General features: G+C 62.2%; 15 protein-coding genes and 2 pseudogenes. 4 read left to right on the forward strand and 13 right to left on the reverse strand.

Translation table 11 applies throughout. The features are described 5' to 3' along the window. Window positions 1-186: 186 nt before the first annotated feature. The 3 genes from AAHM40_RS18340 to AAHM40_RS18350 all read right to left on the reverse strand — a co-directional run bounded on the left by AAHM40_RS18340 (window position 187) and on the right by AAHM40_RS18350 (window position 2,335). Window positions 187-420: a transmembrane sensor/regulator PpyR gene (locus tag AAHM40_RS18340; protein ID WP_342245912.1), complete on the reverse strand. Its 234-nt coding sequence runs from the start codon at window positions 418-420 to the stop codon at window positions 187-189. Window positions 421-495: 75 nt separating this feature from the next. Beyond that, the gene (locus tag AAHM40_RS18345; RefSeq protein ID WP_342245913.1) at window positions 496-1,698 is read right to left on the reverse strand and encodes an NAD(P)/FAD-dependent oxidoreductase; all 1,203 of its coding nucleotides are present in this window, start codon (window positions 1,696-1,698) and stop codon (window positions 496-498) included. A 250-nt stretch (window positions 1,699-1,948) separates the two neighbouring features. Continuing rightward, the gene (locus AAHM40_RS18350) at window positions 1,949-2,335 is read right to left on the reverse strand and encodes a response regulator transcription factor (protein WP_342245914.1); all 387 of its coding nucleotides are present in this window, start codon (window positions 2,333-2,335) and stop codon (window positions 1,949-1,951) included. A gap of 387 nt (window positions 2,336-2,722) precedes the next feature. Here AAHM40_RS18350 and AAHM40_RS18355 point away from each other — a divergent pair, with 387 nt between their 5' ends. The 4 genes from AAHM40_RS18355 to AAHM40_RS27315 all read left to right on the forward strand — a co-directional run bounded on the left by AAHM40_RS18355 (window position 2,723) and on the right by AAHM40_RS27315 (window position 10,502). Further along, the gene (locus AAHM40_RS18355; RefSeq protein WP_342245969.1) at window positions 2,723-3,652 is read left to right on the forward strand and encodes a LysR substrate-binding domain-containing protein; all 930 of its coding nucleotides are present in this window, start codon (window positions 2,723-2,725) and stop codon (window positions 3,650-3,652) included. A gap of 118 nt (window positions 3,653-3,770) precedes the next feature. Then, on the forward strand, window positions 3,771-4,442 hold the full coding sequence (locus AAHM40_RS18360) for a response regulator transcription factor (protein ID WP_342245915.1): 672 nt from the start codon (window positions 3,771-3,773) through the stop codon (window positions 4,440-4,442). 90 nt (window positions 4,443-4,532) lie between these two features. Continuing rightward, window positions 4,533-10,007 (forward strand): trifunctional serine/threonine-protein kinase/ATP-binding protein/sensor histidine kinase, encoded by a 5,475-nt coding sequence (locus AAHM40_RS18365; RefSeq protein ID WP_342245970.1) that lies wholly within the window; start codon window positions 4,533-4,535, stop codon window positions 10,005-10,007. A gap of 201 nt (window positions 10,008-10,208) precedes the next feature. Then, window positions 10,209-10,502, forward strand: a complete 294-nt coding sequence (locus tag AAHM40_RS27315) for a bestrophin-like domain (protein ID WP_446731594.1) — start codon at window positions 10,209-10,211, stop codon at window positions 10,500-10,502. 8 nt (window positions 10,503-10,510) lie between these two features. Here the strand turns inward: AAHM40_RS27315 and AAHM40_RS18370 are convergent, their stop codons facing one another. The 10 genes and pseudogenes from AAHM40_RS18370 to nthA all read right to left on the reverse strand — a co-directional run bounded on the left by AAHM40_RS18370 (window position 10,511) and on the right by nthA (window position 20,179). After that, the gene (locus AAHM40_RS18370) at window positions 10,511-10,936 is read right to left on the reverse strand and encodes a GNAT family N-acetyltransferase (RefSeq protein WP_342245916.1); all 426 of its coding nucleotides are present in this window, start codon (window positions 10,934-10,936) and stop codon (window positions 10,511-10,513) included. A gap of 641 nt (window positions 10,937-11,577) precedes the next feature. After that, window positions 11,578-13,092: a M48 family metallopeptidase gene (locus AAHM40_RS18375; protein ID WP_446731595.1), complete on the reverse strand. Its 1,515-nt coding sequence runs from the start codon at window positions 13,090-13,092 to the stop codon at window positions 11,578-11,580. A gap of 74 nt (window positions 13,093-13,166) precedes the next feature. Next, window positions 13,167-13,529 carry a hypothetical protein gene (locus AAHM40_RS18380; protein ID WP_342245918.1) on the reverse strand — a complete coding sequence of 121 codons (363 nt, stop codon included), beginning with the start codon at window positions 13,527-13,529 and terminating at the stop codon, window positions 13,167-13,169. Window positions 13,530-13,567: 38 nt separating this feature from the next. Further along, a complete protein-coding gene (locus tag AAHM40_RS18385) occupies window positions 13,568-14,845 on the reverse strand; it encodes a CHASE2 domain-containing protein (protein WP_342245919.1) in 1,278 nt (425 codons plus the stop codon). A gap of 609 nt (window positions 14,846-15,454) precedes the next feature. Next, window positions 15,455-15,760, reverse strand: coding sequence for a hypothetical protein (locus AAHM40_RS18390; protein WP_342245974.1), 306 nt, complete (start codon window positions 15,758-15,760; stop codon window positions 15,455-15,457). Between the two features lie 79 nt (window positions 15,761-15,839). After that, window positions 15,840-16,451 (reverse strand): annotated as a pseudogene (locus tag AAHM40_RS27320) (methyl-accepting chemotaxis protein); the annotation flags it as partial. A gap of 57 nt (window positions 16,452-16,508) precedes the next feature. Continuing rightward, a pseudogene (locus AAHM40_RS27325) lies at window positions 16,509-17,144 on the reverse strand (PAS domain-containing protein); the annotation flags it as partial. A 116-nt stretch (window positions 17,145-17,260) separates the two neighbouring features. Continuing rightward, window positions 17,261-18,778, reverse strand: coding sequence for an amidase (locus AAHM40_RS18400; protein WP_342245921.1), 1,518 nt, complete (start codon window positions 18,776-18,778; stop codon window positions 17,261-17,263). A 99-nt stretch (window positions 18,779-18,877) separates the two neighbouring features. Next, on the reverse strand, window positions 18,878-19,510 hold the full coding sequence (nthB, locus tag AAHM40_RS18405) for a nitrile hydratase subunit beta (RefSeq protein WP_069084127.1): 633 nt from the start codon (window positions 19,508-19,510) through the stop codon (window positions 18,878-18,880). 45 nt (window positions 19,511-19,555) lie between these two features. After that, entirely contained in the window at window positions 19,556-20,179 is a 624-nt protein-coding gene (nthA, locus tag AAHM40_RS18410; RefSeq protein WP_342245922.1) for a nitrile hydratase subunit alpha, read from the reverse strand. Window positions 20,180-20,199 lie beyond the last annotated feature (20 nt).

A 20,199-nucleotide genomic window follows, 5' to 3' on the forward strand; every position in this document is an offset into this window, starting at 1 on the left:
ATGTCTGCATGACGTGCTGTAGGCAGCTGCATTGCCCGTAGGCGCTGGCTTGCCAGCTAATGGCGGCGTTTCGCTGGCAAGCCAGCTCCTACAAGGCTCTTGGCCCGAGGGTGAATTTGCAGCAGCAGATAACACAGACGTAGCGATTGAAATCGCCCCTACAACGACGACACTCAGCCTGGGCAATCAGGTGCTTGCATTGAAGCGGTACAGCGCGTGCAGACGCAGCACGTAGCCGAGCTTGATCGAGGTCGGACCCAGCATCGTCAAAAGGTGCGCCAGTACCAACGCACCGATCGACAGGTGGGCGTCAAGGAAGTAGGCCAGAAGGACCCCGATTGCCAGCATCGCCGTGCCGCCTGCCAGCAGATGGGTGGAGACTTTCAGTACGCGCCCGGGTGATTCGAAGTAGGCCAACATGGCCGGTTCCCTCTACAGAAGCAGGCTCGGCTGGCCTCCGTCACGGGGTGACGGAAGCCAGGGTCGGATGAGGGCTCAGGCCACCGGAATCATTGGGTCAGCGGCTGCCAGGGCGGTGCTGCGATCAGCTGCCGGGGGGTAGATCCAGATGCTATTGATCTGGCTCTTGAGCTCCTTGGCCTCGTGTTTAAGCAGCTTGATCTGGCGGTCCCAGCCTTCGGTGAACACCGCACCCCAGGCGCCGAGGTCCAGGCAGGTCACGTACTTGGGCTGGCGGTAGGCAGTGGGCGGCACGCCCAGCAGGTCGGCTGCGACGTTGTTGCCGGCATGGCGACCGAGGGAGATCGCGTGCTGGCAGGACATGGCAGCGAAGTTGCCCAGGTCATCGGTGGCGGCATAGGCGACGTCGCCAGCGGCAAAGATGTTGTCCTGTCCGAATATCTTGAGGTTCTGGTCCACGTGCAGGCGCCCCTGGCCATCACGCACGCTGGTCAGTTGCTCGGTCAACGGACTGGCGCGAAAACCAACGGTCCAGATCAGCGTCCGGCTCTCGATTCGACGGCCATCGGAAAGTGTCACGCCATCGGCGTCGACCGCCGATACGCTGGTGTTCAGCTCCCATTCGATACCCAGGTGTTCGCTAGCCTCGACAATCGGCGGGCGGATTCCGTCACCCAGGGCGGCCGCGATCTTCGGGCCGCGGTCGACGATGATCACCCGGATGTGCTGGTCATCGCCCAGTGCGGCGCGCAGGCGTGCCGGCATCTCCGTGGCGGTCTCGATGCCGGTAAAGCCGCCACCGGCGATCACAACGGTGTTGCGCGCATCGCTGGCCGGCAGGTCCTTGAGGGACTTCAGGTGGTTCTCCAGGCGTACCGCGGACTCGATCTGGTCGACATCGAAGGCGTGGTCCTCCAGGCCGGGTACCGGCGGACGGGCCAACTGGCTGCCGGTCGCCAGTACCAGGCGGTCGTAGCCCAGCTCGTGTGGCTGGCCGGCCTCGTCGCGATAACCGACGATTCTGGCCTGCTCGTCGATGCGCTCGGCCGTACCCTTGATGAAACGCACGCTTACCGAGTCAAGCAAGGCATCCAGGGGAGCGAACATGGCATGCACGTCGGGCTCGTAGAAACGCGGACGGATGCGCAGTTCGGCCTGGGGCGCGAGCAGGGAAATATCTACGTCGTGACGATCGTGTATGTCCAGCAGGCGCGCTGCGCTCAATGCACTCCAGAGTCCGCCGAATCCCGCACCAATTACCAGAATATGCTGCTTCATGACTTGCTCCTGAAAAGAGTGGATAAATGACATTGAAGTTGTTAGTTCATGATCGACGGAACGAGTTATATATGTCGGGTTTGCCGCTGCGAGTTTCGTCGCATTCATTCGTCCGCTGTGGGTTCATGCTATTTGCGGACTGCGAAAGATGCACTTCTACATCGGTGCATTGGCGTTATGCGTGGGGTGGGTTGATATATACGAAGGTATATTCGAAGGGCGCCAAAGAATTTGCCGGATCGGCTCGGTGCTACTGGCGAAGGGCGTTCTCGATGCACTCCAGCAACTGGTCGGCCGAGAATGGTTTGGGCAGGCAGGCGATCAGGCCGGGCATCGTGGCGCCGATGCGCGGAGCTGCTTCGGGGAAGGCAGTGATCAGAATGGTGGGAATCCGCAAACCCATGGTGATGAGCCGTTCGTGCAGTTCGACACCGCTCATTCCCGGCATCTGGATATCGGATATCAGGCAGTGCGTGTCCGCAGGGCCGGCGGAGTTGAGAAATGCCAGGGCATCGCAATAAGTACGGGCCTGGTAGCCGCTTGATCTCAATAAACCTTCCAGCGCCGTCCTTACGGATTCGTCATCATCTACGACTGCAATGACTGCCGTAGTGCCTGCCTGAGTTTGTTGCGTCATTTTAAGTCGCTCGTGATGGCGATTGTAGTATTTGAAAGATACGCCGTCCGGAAATGCGGAGAAGTATACCTATGTATAGTCAATCGACACTGAGGTGTTGATATCCATATCTCGATAATGCACGGCAAAATGGCTGGGAAGATTGCATCGGTGCAGGCCGCGTCGGGCTTTATGGGGCATCCGCCCAACTTCTCCTGTCGGTCGGCAAGTCGCCACATGCAATACCCATGTACAAGGGCGCACGCCCAAGAGGTATCCCGGCGGGACAGATGTACAAGTGACGTCCCGTCGTTGGCCTGAATAAGCTGGACCCACATCGTTGGCCTCTGGCTATCCGGACGGACAGCGAATTGTCGTGCGAATCCACCTATCCAGGCAGTGAACATGATGAACAGAAATGACCTGCGGCGTGCCGACCTCAACCTGCTGGTTGTCTTTGAAACCATGATGCGGGAGCGCAATGTGACGAGGGCCGGTGAGCGGCTGTTCCTGGGGCAGACCACCATCAGCAGCGCCCTCGGGCGATTGCGTGCATTGTTCAACGACCCGCTGTTCATTCGCACCGCCGGGGTGATGGAGCCGACGGCGCGTGCCGTGGAAATCCATGCACGGCTGGCGCCGGCCCTCGAAGGAATAGCCGAGGCCTTGAGCTTTACACAGGCGTTCGATCCGCTGACCAGCGATGCGTCCTTCCATGTCGGGCTCTCGGACGATGTCGAATACGCACTGCTTCCGCGTCTGATGCGGCAGCTGCGGGACGAGGCGCCGAACGTGACCCTGGTGGTGCGCAGGGCGGACCGCTGGCAACTGCCCCAGTTGCTCAGCGCCGGCGAGATTTCCCTGGGCGTCAGCCTGGCGCAGGATCTGCCGGCCAGCACCCATTGCCGCAGCCTGCGACCAATGCAGCCGATGTTGTTGCGCGCCGACAGCGCTGCCGGCCCTCTGGATCTGGACGCGTTCTGCCGACGACCCCATGTGGTGGTGTCCTCCATGGGCAATGTCATCGACGACGTCGATCACGCCCTTGGCCTGGCCGGGCGTCGGCGCAAGGTGGTGTTGGCGGTGCCACAGTTCAGTGCCTTGCCCGCGCTGCTCGCCGGAAGCGACATGCTGACCATGGTGCCGGACTACGTCGCCCAGGCCATGGCACAGCTGGAGGGCATGCGCGCCGAGGTCGTGCCGCTCGACCTGCCAACGCCGGACCTGTCCATGGCCTGGCGCGGCGCCAGCCACAACGATCCGCGTGAACGCTGGCTGCGCTCGCGCTTCTGTCGCTATGTTGGCACGCAGGTAGAGCGCGCCGCAGTGGCCGCCTGATGACTCGGTGTCTGCGTTTGTCCGTACGGCCGGTGGCATTGCCGGCCAAGGTGACGTGGACTAAATTTTTCCGGATATCTACACCGCACGCACAGTCGGTCGGTGAAGAGGAGGCGAGATGAGTTCCTGGTCGCATTCAACGACGACCCAAGCCCCAACCGACCACAAGGACCCGGTGGTCTATGTGGTCGACGACGACGAGTCGATGCGGGTCGCGCTCGACGGATTGCTACGTTCGATCGGCCTGCGCGTTGAGACGTTCGAATCGTCGCAGGACTTTCTCGCCTTCCCCAAGCAAGACGTGCCCAGCTGCCTGATCCTCGACGTCCGGCTGCGCGGCGAGAGCGGCCTTGCCCTCCAGGAACAGTTCGAGAAAAGCGGCGTGTGCATGCCCATCGTTTTCATGACCGGGCACGGCGACATCGCCATGACGGTCAAGGCGATGAAGGCGGGAGCGGTGGATTTCCTCGCCAAGCCGTTCCGCGACCAGGACATGCTTGACGCGGTTGCAGCCGCCCTGGCGCGGGATGGCGAGCGCCTGACCGCCGAGCGCTCGAACGCTACGCTGCGCGCCGCCTACGACTCACTGACCGTGCGTGAGCGGGAAGTCATGGGCTTCGTCGTGGCCGGCCTGATGAACAAGCAGATCGCCGCCGAACTGAACCTCAGCGAAGTGACGGTAAAGGTCCATCGCGGGCAAGTGATGAAGAAACTGGCTGCGCGCTCCGTCGCCGACCTGGTGCGCAAATCGGAAGCCCTCGATATCCGGCCGCCGCGCAAATCGTCCTGATCGCACTGCCATGGCGCGCCGGCAGCTACCTGATGGCCACATGCGGCAGGCCCACCACGACCAATGACACCGACCTCGATGACTAACAGACTGCAGATCGTTTGGGACGACGGCGAGCGCGTCTTCTGCCGGGAGCCGTACCCGGAGGAGGGCGGTAGCCGCGTGCTGGTCGTCCGGCTCGCCGCCGAACAGCCGTCACCGGCCAGCCTGGAGCGCCTTGCCCATGAATTCGGCCTGAAAGATGAACTGGATGGCGCCTGGGCGCTGCGCCCGCTGGAGCTGGTACGCGAGGCCGGGCAGCACCTGCTGGTGCTCGAAGACCCCAATGGCGTGCCGCTTTCTCGATTGCTTGATGCACCTATGGAAATGGGCAGTTTCCTGCGCCTGGCCGCGAGCATGGCCGCGGCGCTGGGCAAACTGCACCAGCGCGGGCTGGTGCACAAGGACCTCAAGCCTGCCCACATCCTGGTGAACTGCGCCGACGGCCAGGCTCGGCTCACTGGTTTCGGTCTCACCTCGCGGCTGCCGCGCGAGCGCCAGGCCCCCGAGCCGCCGGAAACCATCGCCGGCACGCTCGCCTACATGGCCCCCGAGCAAACCGGCCGGATGAATCGTTCGATCGATTCGCGCAGCGATCTCTACGCCCTGGGCGTCACCTTCTACCAGATGCTCACCGGCGCGCTGCCGTTCGCCGCCACTGACGCTATGGAGTGGGTGCATTGCCATATCGCCAGAAAGGCCGTCCCGCCGGACGTGCGGGAAGCGACGGTGCCCGGCGTCGTCTCGCGCATCGTCATGAAACTGCTGGCCAAGACCGCCGAGGAGCGTTACCAGACCGCTGCTGGCATCGAGCATGACCTGCTGCGCTGCCTCTCGGACTGGCAGCGGCAGGGTCGCATCCACAACTTCCCCCTGGACGAGCAGGGCGTGCCAGATCGGCTACTGATCCCCGAGAAGCTTTACGGCCGGGAGCGGGAGGTGAACACCCTGGTTGCCTCGTTCGGGCGGATCGTCGGCAGCGCCTCGCCAGAGCTGGTGCTGGTCTCCGGATACTCCGGCATCGGCAAATCCTCGGTGGTCAATGAACTGCACAAGGTGCTGGTTCCGCCGCGAGGGCTGTTCGCCTCCGGCAAGTTCGACCAGTACAAGCGCAACATCCCCTACTCGACGCTGGTGCAGGCCTTCCAGAGCCTGGTGCGGACGCTTCTGGGCAAGAGCGACGCGGAACTGGAGACCTGGCGCGGCGCACTGCTGGACGCCCTGGAACCCAACGCCCGGCTGATGACCGACCTGATTCCCGAGCTGAAACTCATCATTGGTGAGCAGCCACCCGTGCCAGAGCTGGAACCGCAACAGGCACAGCGCCGGTTCCTCCTGGTGTTCCGCCGTTTCATCGGGGTCTTCGCCCGGACGGAGCATCCGCTCGCGCTGTTCCTCGACGACCTGCAGTGGCTCGACGCGGCGACCCTCGACCTGCTGGAGGATCTGCTGATCCATTCGGAGCTGAGGCACCTGATGCTGATCGGTGCCTACCGCGACAACGAGGTCGATGCCGCGCACCCGCTGACCGGCAAGCTCCAGGCCATCAGGAACGCGGGCGTCCGGATCGATGAAATCACCCTGGCGCCGCTCGCCCTCGAACACATCAAGCAACTGATCGCAGAGGCGCTGCATTGCGAACGCGCGCGCATCGCGCCGCTGGCCCAGTTGGTGCAGGACAGGACCGCCGGTAACCCGTTCTTCGTGATCCAGTTCCTGCAGGCGCTCGCCGACGAAGCGCTGCTCGCCTTCGACCATGGGACACGAGAGTGGCGCTGGGACACGGAACGCATCCTTGCCAAGGGCTACACCGACAATGTCGTGGACCTGATGGTCGGCAAGCTGGCGCGCCTGCCCCTCGAGACGCAGCAGGTATTGCAGCAACTCGCCTGTCTCGGCAACGCCGCCGGGATCGCGACACTGTCGGCGGTGTTGGGCGTCACGTCGGAACAGGTCCACGCCGTCCTGTGGGAGGCCGTGCGCCAGGAACTGGTCGAGCGTCAGGAGGGCGCCTACTCGTTCGTTCACGACCGCATCCATGAAGCAGCCTATTCCTTGATCCCCTTGGCTTCGCGCGCGGAACGCCACTTGCGTGTCGGGCGCTTGCTGGTGGCGCAGCTATCCCCGGAACGACGCGAGGAGGCCATCTTCGAAATCGTTGGCCAGCTCAATCGCGGTGCGGCGCTGATCAGCGACGTGGGCGAGCGGGAGCGGCTTGCCGAGTTCAACCTGCTCGCCGGCCAGCGCGCCAAGGCGTCCACAGCCTATGCGTCAGCACTTGCCTACCTCGGTGCCGGTGCCGAGTTGCTCGACGAGGAGTGCTGGGAGCACCGGCATGAGCTGATATTCGCCCTCGAATTGAACCGCGCCGAATGCGAGTTCCTGACCGGGCAGCTGTCCGTCGCGGACGCGCGTCTGGCGGCTCTGTCCCATCGCGCTACGAACACGGTCGAGCGAGCCCAGGTTGCCTGTCTGCAAATGGATGTCTGCCTGCTCCTCGACCGCAGCGACCGGGCGGTGGCGGTCTGCCTCGCCTACCTTCGGCATGTCGGTATCCAGTGGTCGCCCCATCCGGAGGACGCTGAGGTGCGTCGCGAGTACGACAACATCTGGTCGATGCTCGGCGACCGCGAGATCGAGGACCTCATCGACCTGCCGCTGATGGACGATGCGGCCACCCTCGCGACTGTCGATGCCCTGACCAAGCTCTTCCCGTCCGCCTTGCAGACGGATGCAAACCTTGCCGCCCTGACGATCTGCAAGGGGATCAGTCTCAGCCTCGAACGGGGCAATTGCGATGCGTCATGCGTGAGCTACGCCAATCTGGGCAGGGTCGCCGGACGGCGCTTCGGCGACTACCAGGCTGGCTACCGCTTCGGCTTGCTCGCCTGCCAATTGATCGACCGGCGCAATCTGAAGCGTTTCGAGGCCAGTAGCTTCCTGTGCTTCTCGATTTTCTCGGTGCGCTGGATGAGGCCCGTGGGAGAGTGTCGTGCCCTGTTGCAACGTGCGTTTACCGCGGCAAACCGGGTGGGTGATCTCGCCTACGGCGCTTATGCGGGCAACAGCTGCAACTCGGACCTGCTCTTCGCCGGTGAACCGCTGCCCGAGGTGCAGGTTGAAGCCGAACGTGGCCTGGCGTATGCCGAGAAGGTGCGCTTTGGCCTGGTCACTGATTTCATCTCCACTCAGCTTGCGCTGATCCGCATGCTACGCGGCCTGACACCGGTGTTCGGTTGTTTCGACGACGAGCCGCGCACCGAAACCCACCTGTCCGCCAGCTCGGACCTGGCGCTCGCCTTTTGCTGGTACTGGGTACGCAAACTGCAGGCCCGCTACCTGGCCGAGGACTACGAGGCCGCCATGGACGCCGCGGCCCGGGCGGAGCAACTGCTCTGGACCTCGTACTCCTTCTTCGAAGAGGCCGAGTACCACTTCTACGGTGCGCTGGTCCTGGCCGCCCGCTGCAATAGCCTGCCGGCCAGTGAGCATGCAGCGCACCTCGAAGCCATGACTGCGCATCACCGGCAGCTTCAGGTGTGGGCGCAACAGTGCGCGGAGAACTTCGCCGGCCGGGTTGTGCTGGTGGGTGCCGAAATCGCCCGCGTCGAAGGCCGCCTGCTGGATGCCGAGCAGCTCTATGAGCAGGCCATTCGCTTGGCGCAGGCGAGTGGCTTCGTGCATATCGAGGCCCTGGCCAACGAGCTCGCCGCCCGCTGCTATGCGGTGCGCGGTCTGGAGAAGATCGCCCGCCTCTATCTGCGCGACGCCCACTACGGCTACCTGCGCTGGGGGGCCGACGGCAAGGTGCGGCAACTTGAGGCGACGTACCCCTACCTGAGGGCGGAGGAGATCGCGCCGGGTCCGACCACTACCATCGCCACACCGGTCGAGCACCTCGACCTGGCCACTGTACTCAAGGTGTCGCAGGCGGCCTCGGGCGACATCGTCCTGGAACGGCTGATCGATATGGTCATGCGCACAGCCATCGAGCAGGCCGGCGCCGAACGGGGTCTGCTGATCCTGTCGGAGGGGGGCGAACACCGGGTCGTTGCGGAAACGGTCACGGGCGACGACATGACCCGGCTGCGCGACGAAGCGGCCAGTGCCGCGCTTTTGCCCGAGTCGATCCTCTACCGGGTGCTGCGCACCCGCGAGAGCGTTGTGCTCGACGACGCCCTGGCCGAGCCACCTTTCGCCGCCGACCCTTACGTCAGCCAGCACAGCGCCCGTTCCATCCTCTGCCTGCCGCTGATGAACCAGGCCAAGCTCATCGGCGCGCTCTACCTGGAGAACAACCAGGCCGCCCGGATGTTCAGCCCGGCGCGCACCGCCGTGCTCAAGCTGGTGGCCTCGCAGGCGGCGATCTCCCTGGAAAACGCCCGCCTGTACCGCGATGTCGAGGAGCGCGAAGCGAAAATCCGGCGCCTCGTCGACGCCAACATCATCGGCATCGTCGTCTGGAGCGCCGAAGGCGAGATCCGCGAGGCCAACGACGCCTTTCTCCACATGGTGGGCTACGAGCGGGAGGACCTGCTCTCGGGCCGTGTGCGCTGGTGGGACATGACGCCGCCGGAACAGCGCGAGGACAGCGAAAAGGCCTTGGCGGAGGCCGTCCAGTACGGGCGTGCGCAGCCCTTCGAGAAGGAATACATCAGGAAGGATGGCAGCCGCCTGCCCGTCATCCTGGGCCTGGCCTCCTTCGAAGCGAATCTCAAGGAAGGCGTCGCCTTCGTGCTCGACCTGACCGAACGCAAGCAGGCCGAGGAAAAAGTTCGCGAGGGTGAGCGGCGTTACCGTGAGGTCCAGACAGAACTGGCCCACGCCAACCGTGTCGCCACCATGGGGCAGCTCGCCGCCTCCATCGCCCACGAAGTCAACCAGCCTATCGCCGCTACGGTCACCAACGCTCATGCCGCGCAGCGCTGGTTGGGCGCCAGTCCGCCTAACATCGACGAAGTCGGACAGGTGCTCGTGCGCATCATCAAGGATGCCAATCGGGCGTCGGAGGTCCTTGGCCGGATTCGCGGGCTGATCAGGAAGGCGCCGCCGCAGAAGGAGCCGGTGGACGTCAACGAAGCCGTCCGCGACATGATCGACTTCACCCGCAGCCAGGCCACCAAGGTAGGCGTGTCGGTACGCACGCAACTCGCCAATGGCCTGCCCCGCATAGAAGGCGACCGGGTCGAACTGCAGCAGGTGCTGCTCAACCTCATCATCAACGCACTGGAGGCCATGGGTACCAACACCGACGCACCACGGCACCTGCATATCTCCACGGAGGAGGGCGACCCTGGCGGCGTGCTGGTGACCGTGAGCGATAGCGGACCGGGCTTTGTGGAACCGGCTACCGAGCAGGTGTTCGCCCCGTTCTACACCACCAAACCCACTGGCCTGGGGATGGGCCTGTCCATCTGCCGCTCGATCGTCGAAAGCCACGGTGGCCAGATGTGGGCCGGCGCCAATCAGCCATGTGGCGCCATCGTCCGGTTCACCCTGCCGGCTCATCCCGTCGGGGAGGTGTAGCGGCAAGTCCCGCCACCACCCCGGATGGCATCCGGGCGAGCATTGTCTGCCGCCCGGCAGGCACGCTTCCTTGCTCACTCAGGCCTCGCGACCATGACCAGACCACGACTACCGGCCCGGGCATCCTCCACCCGCCGGCGAAGCCGCCACGACTCCGACGCCATGTACCTGAGCCAAGGTAACGCAACGCTCGTCGCCTGGATGACCCTCGTCTTCGCCAGCTTCGGCTATCGTGCGCCCCACAATCCCATGGTCGTCACCATGCTCCTGGTGTCCGCATCGCTGTTCGCAGGTTCTGTCTACCTCGTGCTCGACATGGACATCCCCTTCAGCGGGCCCATCCAGATATCCGACGACCCCTGCGCAGGGCCCTGGCCGAGATCGAGACGCTCTAGCAGCAGGCCGATGGGCAAGGCGATCGGGTCGCGTGGCGGAGATCGTCTGCAACCTAGGCCGCCCGCCGCCAATCGATGGGTATGGCAAGTGTTCGTTTAAACAGCACGTCAGACTAATCGTTTCTGGAAAAAGAAGCGCTTGTGCTCTGGGGGGAATTCATCGAGGTGGCCGAACTCGGTGAATCCGTGTTTCTGGTAGAACCCGGGTGCCTGGAAATCGAAGGTGTCCAGCCAGATACCGACGCAGCCTTTTTCACGTGCAACGTCTTCAGCCATGTTCATCAGGCGTGAGCCTGTGCCTTGACCTCTTGCCTGCTCAGGTATGGCTAGCAGCTCGATGAACAGCCAACGATAAAAGATCTCGCCATAAAGGCCTCCAATGATTTCGATGGTGAGCTCATCGCGTACGAGCAGGGCGATTGCTTCTCGCTTTGGGTCACCTGCTTGAGAAACGTTATGCGCCCGCAAGGGCCTGAGGATAGCTGCGCGCTGATCTTCTCCCGGGTTTACCGTCAGTTCGATACGAGTACTCATTCGCTAGTCCTTTAGATGTTCACTGATATGGAGAGGCGCCACTTGCTCGATTGGCCTGGTTGAACCGTTTGCGTCCGCTTTCTTGTAGTTGGCTACGGCAGTCCGCTGATCAGCGCCCGGTCTTTCCCTTGGCGATCCATTTGCGATGAGGAGATTAATTCTTCTCCGAGCAGGGGGGCAGGGCTTTTGGGCGATGGCTTCAAGAATTTGGGGTTGAGCGGCGGTGGAAAAGGATGGGGGTGTATGCGTCGTGCATGGTGGCGGTCTTACCAATTGGAAGAGTTGCCACCTGCGTCGACAAACGAGGGTGGCAAACCGCGCGGGGTTGGCGAACCGGTTAGTAGGACCCGGCGGGCCCGAGGGTCTCCCCGCGCGATCTGCCATAAAGCAATGCAGCTTTTCTGCATTCGAGCGGGGACCTGCGAAAACATTCGCTGTTCTCGCAAGCACCGAATGGCGCTCTCGCGCCTACTAAAGTCGAGTCGCCAAACCCGGCCACGAAATTGACCGTGGCCGGGGCGGGATAGGGATAGGGATAGAGGAGGGGGGGCAAGGGGAGTGGGAATGGGTTGTTGTCGACCCGAAGGAGACGCTCGGAAGCGTCTACGGAATCAGGGCCGATTGAGCTTCTTGACCAAGTCTCAGGCTTTGCCCGGCGCAAGCTTTTTGCAGTTTTCCTTGCGCGCCGGATATTTCTCGCATTTTCGCAAGACACTCTGGACCTGTGACTCGTTCTTAAGTTGTTGATTGGCCAGCAGCTTCTCGGTGATGAACAATTCTTCCGAGCCGAGGTTGCGCTCAGCCTTATCGATCATCGCTAGCGCGGATTGAGCGTCGCCACGCTTGAGGTGGTAGCCGATCATCAAGTCGTAGATCGAGGGGCCGGCCAGGGTCCAGTCTTCGATGGACTCCAGATCGTTGAGCGCTTCGCGACTATTGCCCTGTGCCAAGTGCAGATTGAATGCGGTACGGCGAATACCTGGCTGATTCTTCACCGGCGAAGCGAGAGCGCGTTCGGTGAACACCTGGGCTTCGCGGGTTTTCCCCTGCTCCAGTGCGACTGTCGCGGCATAGGCATCCTTGTAGCCTTGCATGGCGCTCGTGACTGCTGCCGAGTCGCGCACCTGCGGCCAGCTGCGGCGGTCAACCCGTGCGCGGCGTTCCTGGCGATATTCGCGCTGCAGGTACTGGCGCAGATCTTCATCGCGGTCAATCGGCGACATGTGCGAGCGATTGAAGTACTGGCCTGCCGAGGTAATGCTGGTGGCCAGCCCTTGATTGAGCAGAACGTTCAGTTCTTGGGTGAAGCGGTTGAGGTTGAACTGTTCGAGTGACTCTTGCATGGCATGCTTGCGCGCACTGAGGAAACTGTTGAGCAGGGGTTCCTGCTTGCCCTGGAAGTCATTCAGCCGCTGCAGGCTGTGGCTGGCTGCGCGCGGTGCATAACCGCCGCGAATCATCAGGTCGGTACCGAGCAAGTCAGCCTGATCTTCCTGGCTGCGGCCCCAGGCGGTACTCCAGATATTGTCTGAGAACGTGTTGGCCAGCGCGGTGTAGAGAACGGTGTTGCCAATGGTTTTCTGCGTTCCGAGAGGGTCTTTGCTGATCAGTTGCAGGCTGCCAGAACTTCTGTCCACGCCGGTGTTGGAGGCAACCGCAGCAATGACCACAGTCGTTGCCACGGTGGTCATTAGCTCTTTTTGCTGCTGGAAGGCAGCCATGCGGTCGTGGTGGCGCAGCAGCACATGGCTCATCTCATGGCCGAGCATGGCGGCAATTTCATCTTCGCTCTCGACGTTGTCGAGCATGCCCAGCGGGACGAAAATATTGCCATAGGGATCGGCCGAAGGACCAAAGCCATAGCTGTCAATAATGCGCACCTGCAACGGCGGTAGTTCACCTGGCCAGCCCTTGGCCAAGCGGCTGACGATAGCTTGCAAGTAGCTTTGCAGCTCTGGGATATGCACCAGATTCTGCTGGCGGATTTCGGCTGCCGGAATGGCTCGACCATCGAAGCTCAGGCGTTGCTTGCTCAGTTGCTGGGGATCCAGTTTGTAGTGGTCACGCACTTCGGCCTGTTCGAAGTAGCGTCCGCTTAGACGTGATTGTGTCGACGGGCCGACCAGGTTCATCAAGGCATCATCTGCACCCTGCATGGTTTGGCAGCCACCCAGGGTCAGGCTGGCGAGTATCGGTAGTGTCAGTAGAGGTCCTTTCACGAGCTAATTCCTTACTTGCTGCAACCGGCACCGAAGCCAATGGTGGAGTTGTTCTGCTGGTCTTGTGCCTGGCTGGTGGGCATTTTCTGGCAGGGTAGCTTGACCAGCTTGCTGGGGTTCAGGCGCAGATCCATGGTGTCCAGCCAAACTTTCTTGCCCGCCAGCTCGACCTGCACCAGCTCCAGCTCCTCGTTGTACTGCAGCACCGGGAGCGGGTTCGGTGGAACCTCGCTGAGGGCTACTTCGCGCTCAAGCTTGCCTTGCTCATCCAGCACTGCAACCGGGTCGGCGAGAAACTCCTCGACGGTCGGTGTAGCGGCCAGGCAGGCGTGGCTGACCAGGGCGCTAAGCAGGAAAAGGCAGGTCTTGTTCATCTCGGGGTTCCTTGAGTGGGATGAAAGCAGGCGCGTTGCTAGTCCTCGCGCCCGATGAAGGCTTCGATCTTGTCGCTGAACAGCGCCAGCGAGAGCAGCAGGATTGCCAGGACGTTTGCGGGGGTAATGTCACAGGCATAAAGCATGAGGCTGAGCAGGAAAAGTAGGCTGAGCACCACGCACCACGAGGGGTAGGGCGAGGCAAAAAAGCTTTTCTCCCAGCGTGGCCATGGTGTTATCAGCTGCAGGCGTTGCTGGCGCCGATCATGCAGGGCCTTCAGTACGGCTATCAGCAACAAAAGCGCGACTTCGACCAGATCCAGCCAGTCGATACCCCAGACCAGATTTGATGGGTCGCGGTCATAGTCCATTCCCTGGGTGATGAGGTTGTCCAGAGCCATGGCGTGCAGGTAGATGCCGGGGATTTTCCCGTGTAGCGGTGACTGCACCAGATCACTAGCAGAGGTGATGTGTGCGCCGACCAGGATCAGTTTGTCCGTCAGCAATTGCCTGAGCAGTGCACGGTCTTCGACGCTGCTCGCCTCCAGATCGCTGGCCGACAGGGTCAGGGTATAGGGGCAGTTGACTTGGGCCGAGTTACCCAGTTTCCAGAAGATCGCTTGGCCGAGCTGGTCCAGCACACCCGGTGCCGTGCAGTGGCTGATATCGGCAATCTGTGCCTGTTGTGGTGCAAGGTCGAGGCCCCATTGCACGGCTATGGGGGGCGCCTGCATCGAGTCTTCGGCGCTTGCTGGCAACGTTTTGCAAGCGTGCTCTCGGCAATAATGGCGATACAGCTGGAGTGCCGGGGTTTCCATGGAGCCCACCGGCGTTTGCACGGCGAGTGGATACCTGTCGCCATAGCCGCTCCAGGTCACCAAAGCTGGTGAGCTGACGCTGGCAAAGTGCGGCAGCACATTGATCTGACCGTCTTCGCCACGTGCCTGGCCGGTGTTTGCGAGCAGCAGGGGGATGTTCTGGTGCTGGTAGCGCGAGAAGACATTGGCCAGCAGTTGACTGCCCTGGTGCGGGTCGCCGCGAGAGTGGTCGTGGCTGTAGAGCAGGTCGATGAAGAGCGCCGCGGGTTGATAGGCGAGCAAGCGCTTGAACAGTTTGCTCTGCTCGCTGTAAGGCATCGGCCAGTAGGTTTTGTTGCGTAGCAGGTAGGCGTCATCAATCAATACGACGACGATCTGTTGCTGTCCGCTGGGTCTGTAGTTGCTGGCAAAAATCCGATTGAGCCACTGGGCCGAAGCGGTTTCCGTCGAACTGGTGAGACCGAATGGGTCGAGCAGTGCCAGCAGCAGAATCATCATGCCAAGCAGGTACTGTCGCCAAGTGAAAATAACGAAAATAGCCAGCGTCCTTAAGTAAAACTTTCCCTTGATTGCGTTTTGATATCACGCGGGGCGAACCCTACTTTGCATCGCTGTGCTCAGTCAACATGGAACGCGCCGTGATGCTTATTCCAAGGAGAAAGGTCTTGGAGGCAGCGGTGGTATCCATCGTGAGTGGCATCTGGTAGCCAGAAACGGCTGCTCTTGGCCGAGCGCAGAAGTACATTCCCGCCCACGCGCTTCAACGCTGGGAACCCATAACGATGCGCTTTGGTTGTCCGAACCTTCGCCGCTTGCACGTCCGCCCGTTGGGTTTCGCTTCGCTCTAGCGGAACGCCGTCCGACGCACCGGGCAAGCCCTTTGGTTTCTTTCGGCGCTTGAGAAAGTGACTCGCCTGGGGGGCGAAACAGAAGCATCCGCAGAACGCGGCAGACAGCTTGGCTAAGGACGTTCTAGCAACACTTGACGCAGACATAGCCAATTCATTCGCTAAGGGCGGCGCAGCTGCCACATGGGATTCCGAATGGCAGGACTACGTCCTGCTTCGTGAATTAATTCGCCTCCACAGAAGGGCAAAGAGCTGTGCCCTACCGAATCGCCGTCACCTTGTCGTCCTTCGGCGGGGTCAGTTCTTCGATGCTGATTTTGCGCATGCGGAGCTTCTGAAGCTTGCCGGTCATGGCCATGCCGTAGGCGGTCTGCGCTTCGCTCATGTGCATCTCGTTGATCACCCGGGCATCACCTTGATCGCGTAGGTAGCGCAGGCCCTGATGCCTGACTAACAGCGCTTTGCGCGCGGGGAACCTGGTAACCGTGGCATCGAATGCCGCGCTTATGGTCATGGCGAGCAGATGCTTGTCCTGCCGTCCCTGGGCATAGCTCCGGTGATTCATGGATTTCCCTTCTTGTCTTTGTATGGGGCCGAGTACCGAGTTCGAGGCCTGTGAAGAGGCGCCAGGATCGTCAGCCCGCAATCATTTCAGCAGCCTGTTGCGTGGCTTCAGTGGTACGTGTTGCGAGCTTTCTCACTTCGTCTGCGACAACGGCAAAACCGCGCCCTGCATCGCCTGCCCGCGCGGCTTCGATGGCCGCGTTCAGCGCCAGCAGGTTGGTCTGGTTGGCAATGCCCTGGATGGTCGTGACGATACTGGTCAGCCTCGCAAGATTCTCCTGTATCAATTTATGTTGCTGTTCCTGGGTTCTGCGCAGTTCATGCTCCTTGTGGCTGGCATGGATGTCCGTCAACGCTCCCACCACCCTGAGCGGGGTGCCATCGCTCGTTCTCCTGGTCTGCCCGCGGGCGCGGAACCAGCGGTACTCCCCCGTTTTCCGTTTGAGCCGGTAAGTAATGTCGAACGGGGTTTTCCCCGTGCGATCACTGATATGCATCAGGAAGGCGTCCAGGCTGCGTTGCTTGTCTTCTGGGTGAAGGCGGGAGGACCAGCTGTCAAAGATGTCCGGGAATTCTTCGGCTGTCTCAAAGCCAAGGAGCCGCCGAAATTGGCTGGACCACCAAATGGAATTGTTCGGATTCGTAGGGTCTCCGGCAACGACCTGCAAATCCCAGAGCCCGTCATTGAGCATTTCTCGAGATATTTCGAAGCGGGTATCAATCACCTCGCGTTCCAGTTCGAGCAGCTTCAGGTCGTGCGTATCCCGGAATGAACCGGCAATCCGCAGGGCATGTCCGTGCTCGTCATACAGCGCCACTCCACACACCTGGAACCAGCGATACTCACCGGCCTTGGTGGCGAGGCGAAACTCCTCCTGAAAAACCGCCTGGCCGCTACGGCCGTTGATGTAGTCGGTGAAGGCAACCAGTGTGCGTTGTCGGTCCTGAGGGTGCAGCTGGTTGGTCCAGCTGCCCAGGCGGTCGGGGTAGTCGGCCTTGTCCTGATACCCCAGCAGCGAACGCATCTGGTCCGACCACCAGACGGCATTGCCGGGTTCTAGCAGGCCATGGGCCGGCAGGTCCATTTCCCAAAGGCCTTCCCTCACGCTTCGGCAAATCAGCCCGAAGCGCGACTGCAGGCGATCCAGTTCAGCGCTTGCGCGTTCCAGCTCGGCATTCCGGTTGCGCGCGTCCCGCTGGAGGTCGCTGCTGTCTTCCTTGAGGCGCTTGAGTTCATCCAGGCGCAGGGCCACGCCCGTCGCAACGCGGTGCACCAGCGCAGGGGCTGAATCCATGGCTGGCGCTGGAGTCTGTTCAGGAGATTCCAGCCATTCAGCGAGTGCGATCAGATATTCCCTGACCTTGATGGCATTGAAGAACAACATTCGCGATCTCCAGCCTCGGTTGGCGAAACCGAGTGTTCACCTAGTTACGAATCCCGGATGGGTCGGACGCCGCGTGGCAATGGATGACTTGTTACCGGCCTGGCACTGCTCCTGGCTCAGCGGGTTCGCCAGTCGGTGGATTGCTCGAACGCATGGGCCGCGCGGTAGATGTCGGCTTCGCCGAAGTGCTTGCCCACCAGTTGCAGGCCCATCGGCAGGCCATCGCGGATGGCGCAAGGAATCGACATCGCCGGATGCCCGGACACATCGAAGCCACAGGTGTTGCCAAGCATCTCGAAGGCGCGGCCAAGGTAGTCCGGCAGTGCGGCATCCGGGCTTGGCAGAGGCGTCGCCCTGATCGGCAGAGTGGGCATCAGCAGCAGGTCATAACGTTCGAACAGACCGTCGTAGGCCTGGCGCAGTTGCCTCGCGAGGTTCTGTGCCTTGCCGTAATAGCGGCCCTGGTACTGGCGGTTCAGGTACTCGCCCAGGATCATCGTCGTCTTGACCGTGTCCGGGAGGCTGTCTGCCTGGCCCCGCCAGCGCGCATGGTGTTCCATCATTCCAGTCAGGTAGAGGCCGCGCCAATTGAAGCCGTGGCTGTTGCCTTTCATCATTTGCTGGTTGGCGCCTTCGGCTGCGATGGCCAGCCAGATGACCGGACCGAGGGCGTGCATGGGCAGGGATACCTCTTCGACCGTTGCGCCGAGGGCACGGAAAACCTCGCTGGCCTCCAGCACCGACTGGTTCACGACCGCTTCCGCGTTGGCCAGGCTGAACCCTTCCTTGAGAACGCCGATCCGCATGCCGGCGATGCCGCGCGACAGTGTCTCCACGTAGCCGCCGGCCTGTGTCAGGTTCGACTGACGGGGGTCGAGGCCGTCGGCGCCAGCCAGAACCTCCAGCATCAGCGCGTTGTCCCGGACGTCGGCGGTAATCGGTCCCAGGTGGTCGAGGGTGTTTTCGATGGGCATGGCGCCGGTATAGGGCACCAACCCGTGGGTTGGCTTCATGCCGTACACGCCGCAGAAGGAGGCGGGGATGCGTACCGAGCCGCCCTGGTCACTGCCGACGGCAAGGTCCACTTCGCCCGCGGCGACGAGCACAGCGCTACCCGAAGAGGAACCGCCCGCGGAGTAACCATGACGATGTGGGTTGTGAACCGGACCGCTGGCCGCGGTATGGGAGCCGCCGGAGAAGCACAGCGCTTCACAGACTGCCTTGCCGGCGATGGTTGCGCCGGCATCCAGCAGTCGCGTGACGACGGTGGCGTCGACTTCGGGCAGATAGCCATCGAGGGTGAAGGTACCGTTGAGCATGGGGAGCCCGGCGACGCCGATGTTGTCCTTGATCGCGACGCGTTTGCCAGCCAACGGGCCATGGGCCGCGCCGCGGATGTCCGACTTGCATTGCCAGGCGCCATAGCGGTTTTCTTCGGCACCCGGCACTCGAACGCCTTGCCGTGGGTAGCGGACTTCGGGAAGAAAGTCCGGAAGGGCGTCGAGTTGGTCATACGCATCGAAGTTGCCTTGTAGCGCTACCTGGTAATCCTCTATCTGCGAAGCACTCAAGGTGATGCCGAGGGAGGCGGCGATCTCACCGAGTTGGTCATTGCTGGGTCTGAGAATGGACATGCTGCGTCCTCGTGGAATTCTGTGCTGAAAAAAGGTGCGACGAGCGACTCACAGGGGTGTGCGCCTATTGCCTGCCTCGTCGCACCGCAAAGCTGTTCGTCAGGCCAGGAGCAGATAGCCGCCGAACAGGTCGACCACCACCGTTCCCGCGTCCGCTTCATCGCCCCAGAGCTCCTGGGTCGTGAACTGGACGTGATAGGTGGGTTCGGACGGACTCGAACGGCCATGGCCGACCGCGTCGGGGAACGGCCATTCATGGGTAGTGCGGTGCACCACCACACCGCGTTTACCGCGGACATAGCCGGGCATGCGGATATGCCCGGAGACGAACTCGTCACGCACCAGCACCTGGTCGCCCACCTGGAACGGCCTGGCGGGAGGCCTGGCGTCACGCCCTGCGCCCAAGGGCAGGGCCAGCGGGTATGCCCCGCCGGCCAGCTCCTCGAGGCGTTGCTGCTGGAGCGCACCCTTCTCGACGAACAAGGACGCCACGCCGACGATGATCCTGTCGTAGTAGCTGGACGCCAGGTACTGGCGAGGCTCCATGCGTTCGATCGCATGGCGGAGTTCGTCGACATTGAACAGGCCGAGTTCCGCGGCCCCGAGGAAGAGCAGGCTGTAGCCGAGGTTTTCCCAGTCTTCGTGGAATACCGGCTTGTAGCTCAGTGAGTTGGCGGTGTGCTGTACCCGGCTGAAGCCCTGGACGCCGCCGAGGTCATGTATGCCATCCATTTTTCATTCACTCGCTGCAGATGAAGGGAGTAGTGGCCGCGGGGTTCACGCTTGGTCCGCGCGACTGCCGTTTACTGGAACTTCAGGGCGGGCGATGCCGATCAGCACGTCCTTGGTGACGAGCGAGGCCAGCTCTTGCTCCGTCCAGCCTTCCGTGCCTGCCGGCCGGAAGGGCAGGACCATATAGCGGGTTTCGGCGGTGGTATCCCAGACCCGGATTTCGACCTCCGGCGGCAGGTCCAGGCCCATTTCACGAAGGACCGTGCGCGACTCCCGCACTACCCGGGCGCGGTACTCGAAGCTTTTGTACCAATCCGGCGGCAGGCCGAGTACGGGCCAGGCGGTGCAGGAACAGAGGGTGCAGACGATGACGTTCTGCAGCGTCGGTGTGTTCTCCAGCGCGACGATGTATTCCCCCTGCACGCCGGTGTAGCCGAATTGGTCGCATGCGGCGGTACCGTCGCGCAGGAGCAGTTCGCGGTAGGCGGGGTCTACCCAGGCCCTTGCCACGACTCGCGCGCCATTGGCCGGGTCGAAGTCGTTCTCCATGATCTCGGTGAACTTCTCGATATAGCCTTCGGGTATCAGCTCCCGCTCTACGAGAGCGTTTTTCAAGGCGACGGCGCGGGCGCCTGCCGACGCCGCTGCCTTGCTCGGGGTGTTACTCATGATCGTTCTCCTCTTGGCGA

The sequence above is a fragment of the Pseudomonas sp. OTU5201 genome, assembly GCF_038440135.1.
Classification (GTDB): Bacteria; Pseudomonadota; Gammaproteobacteria; order Pseudomonadales; family Pseudomonadaceae; genus Metapseudomonas; species Metapseudomonas resinovorans.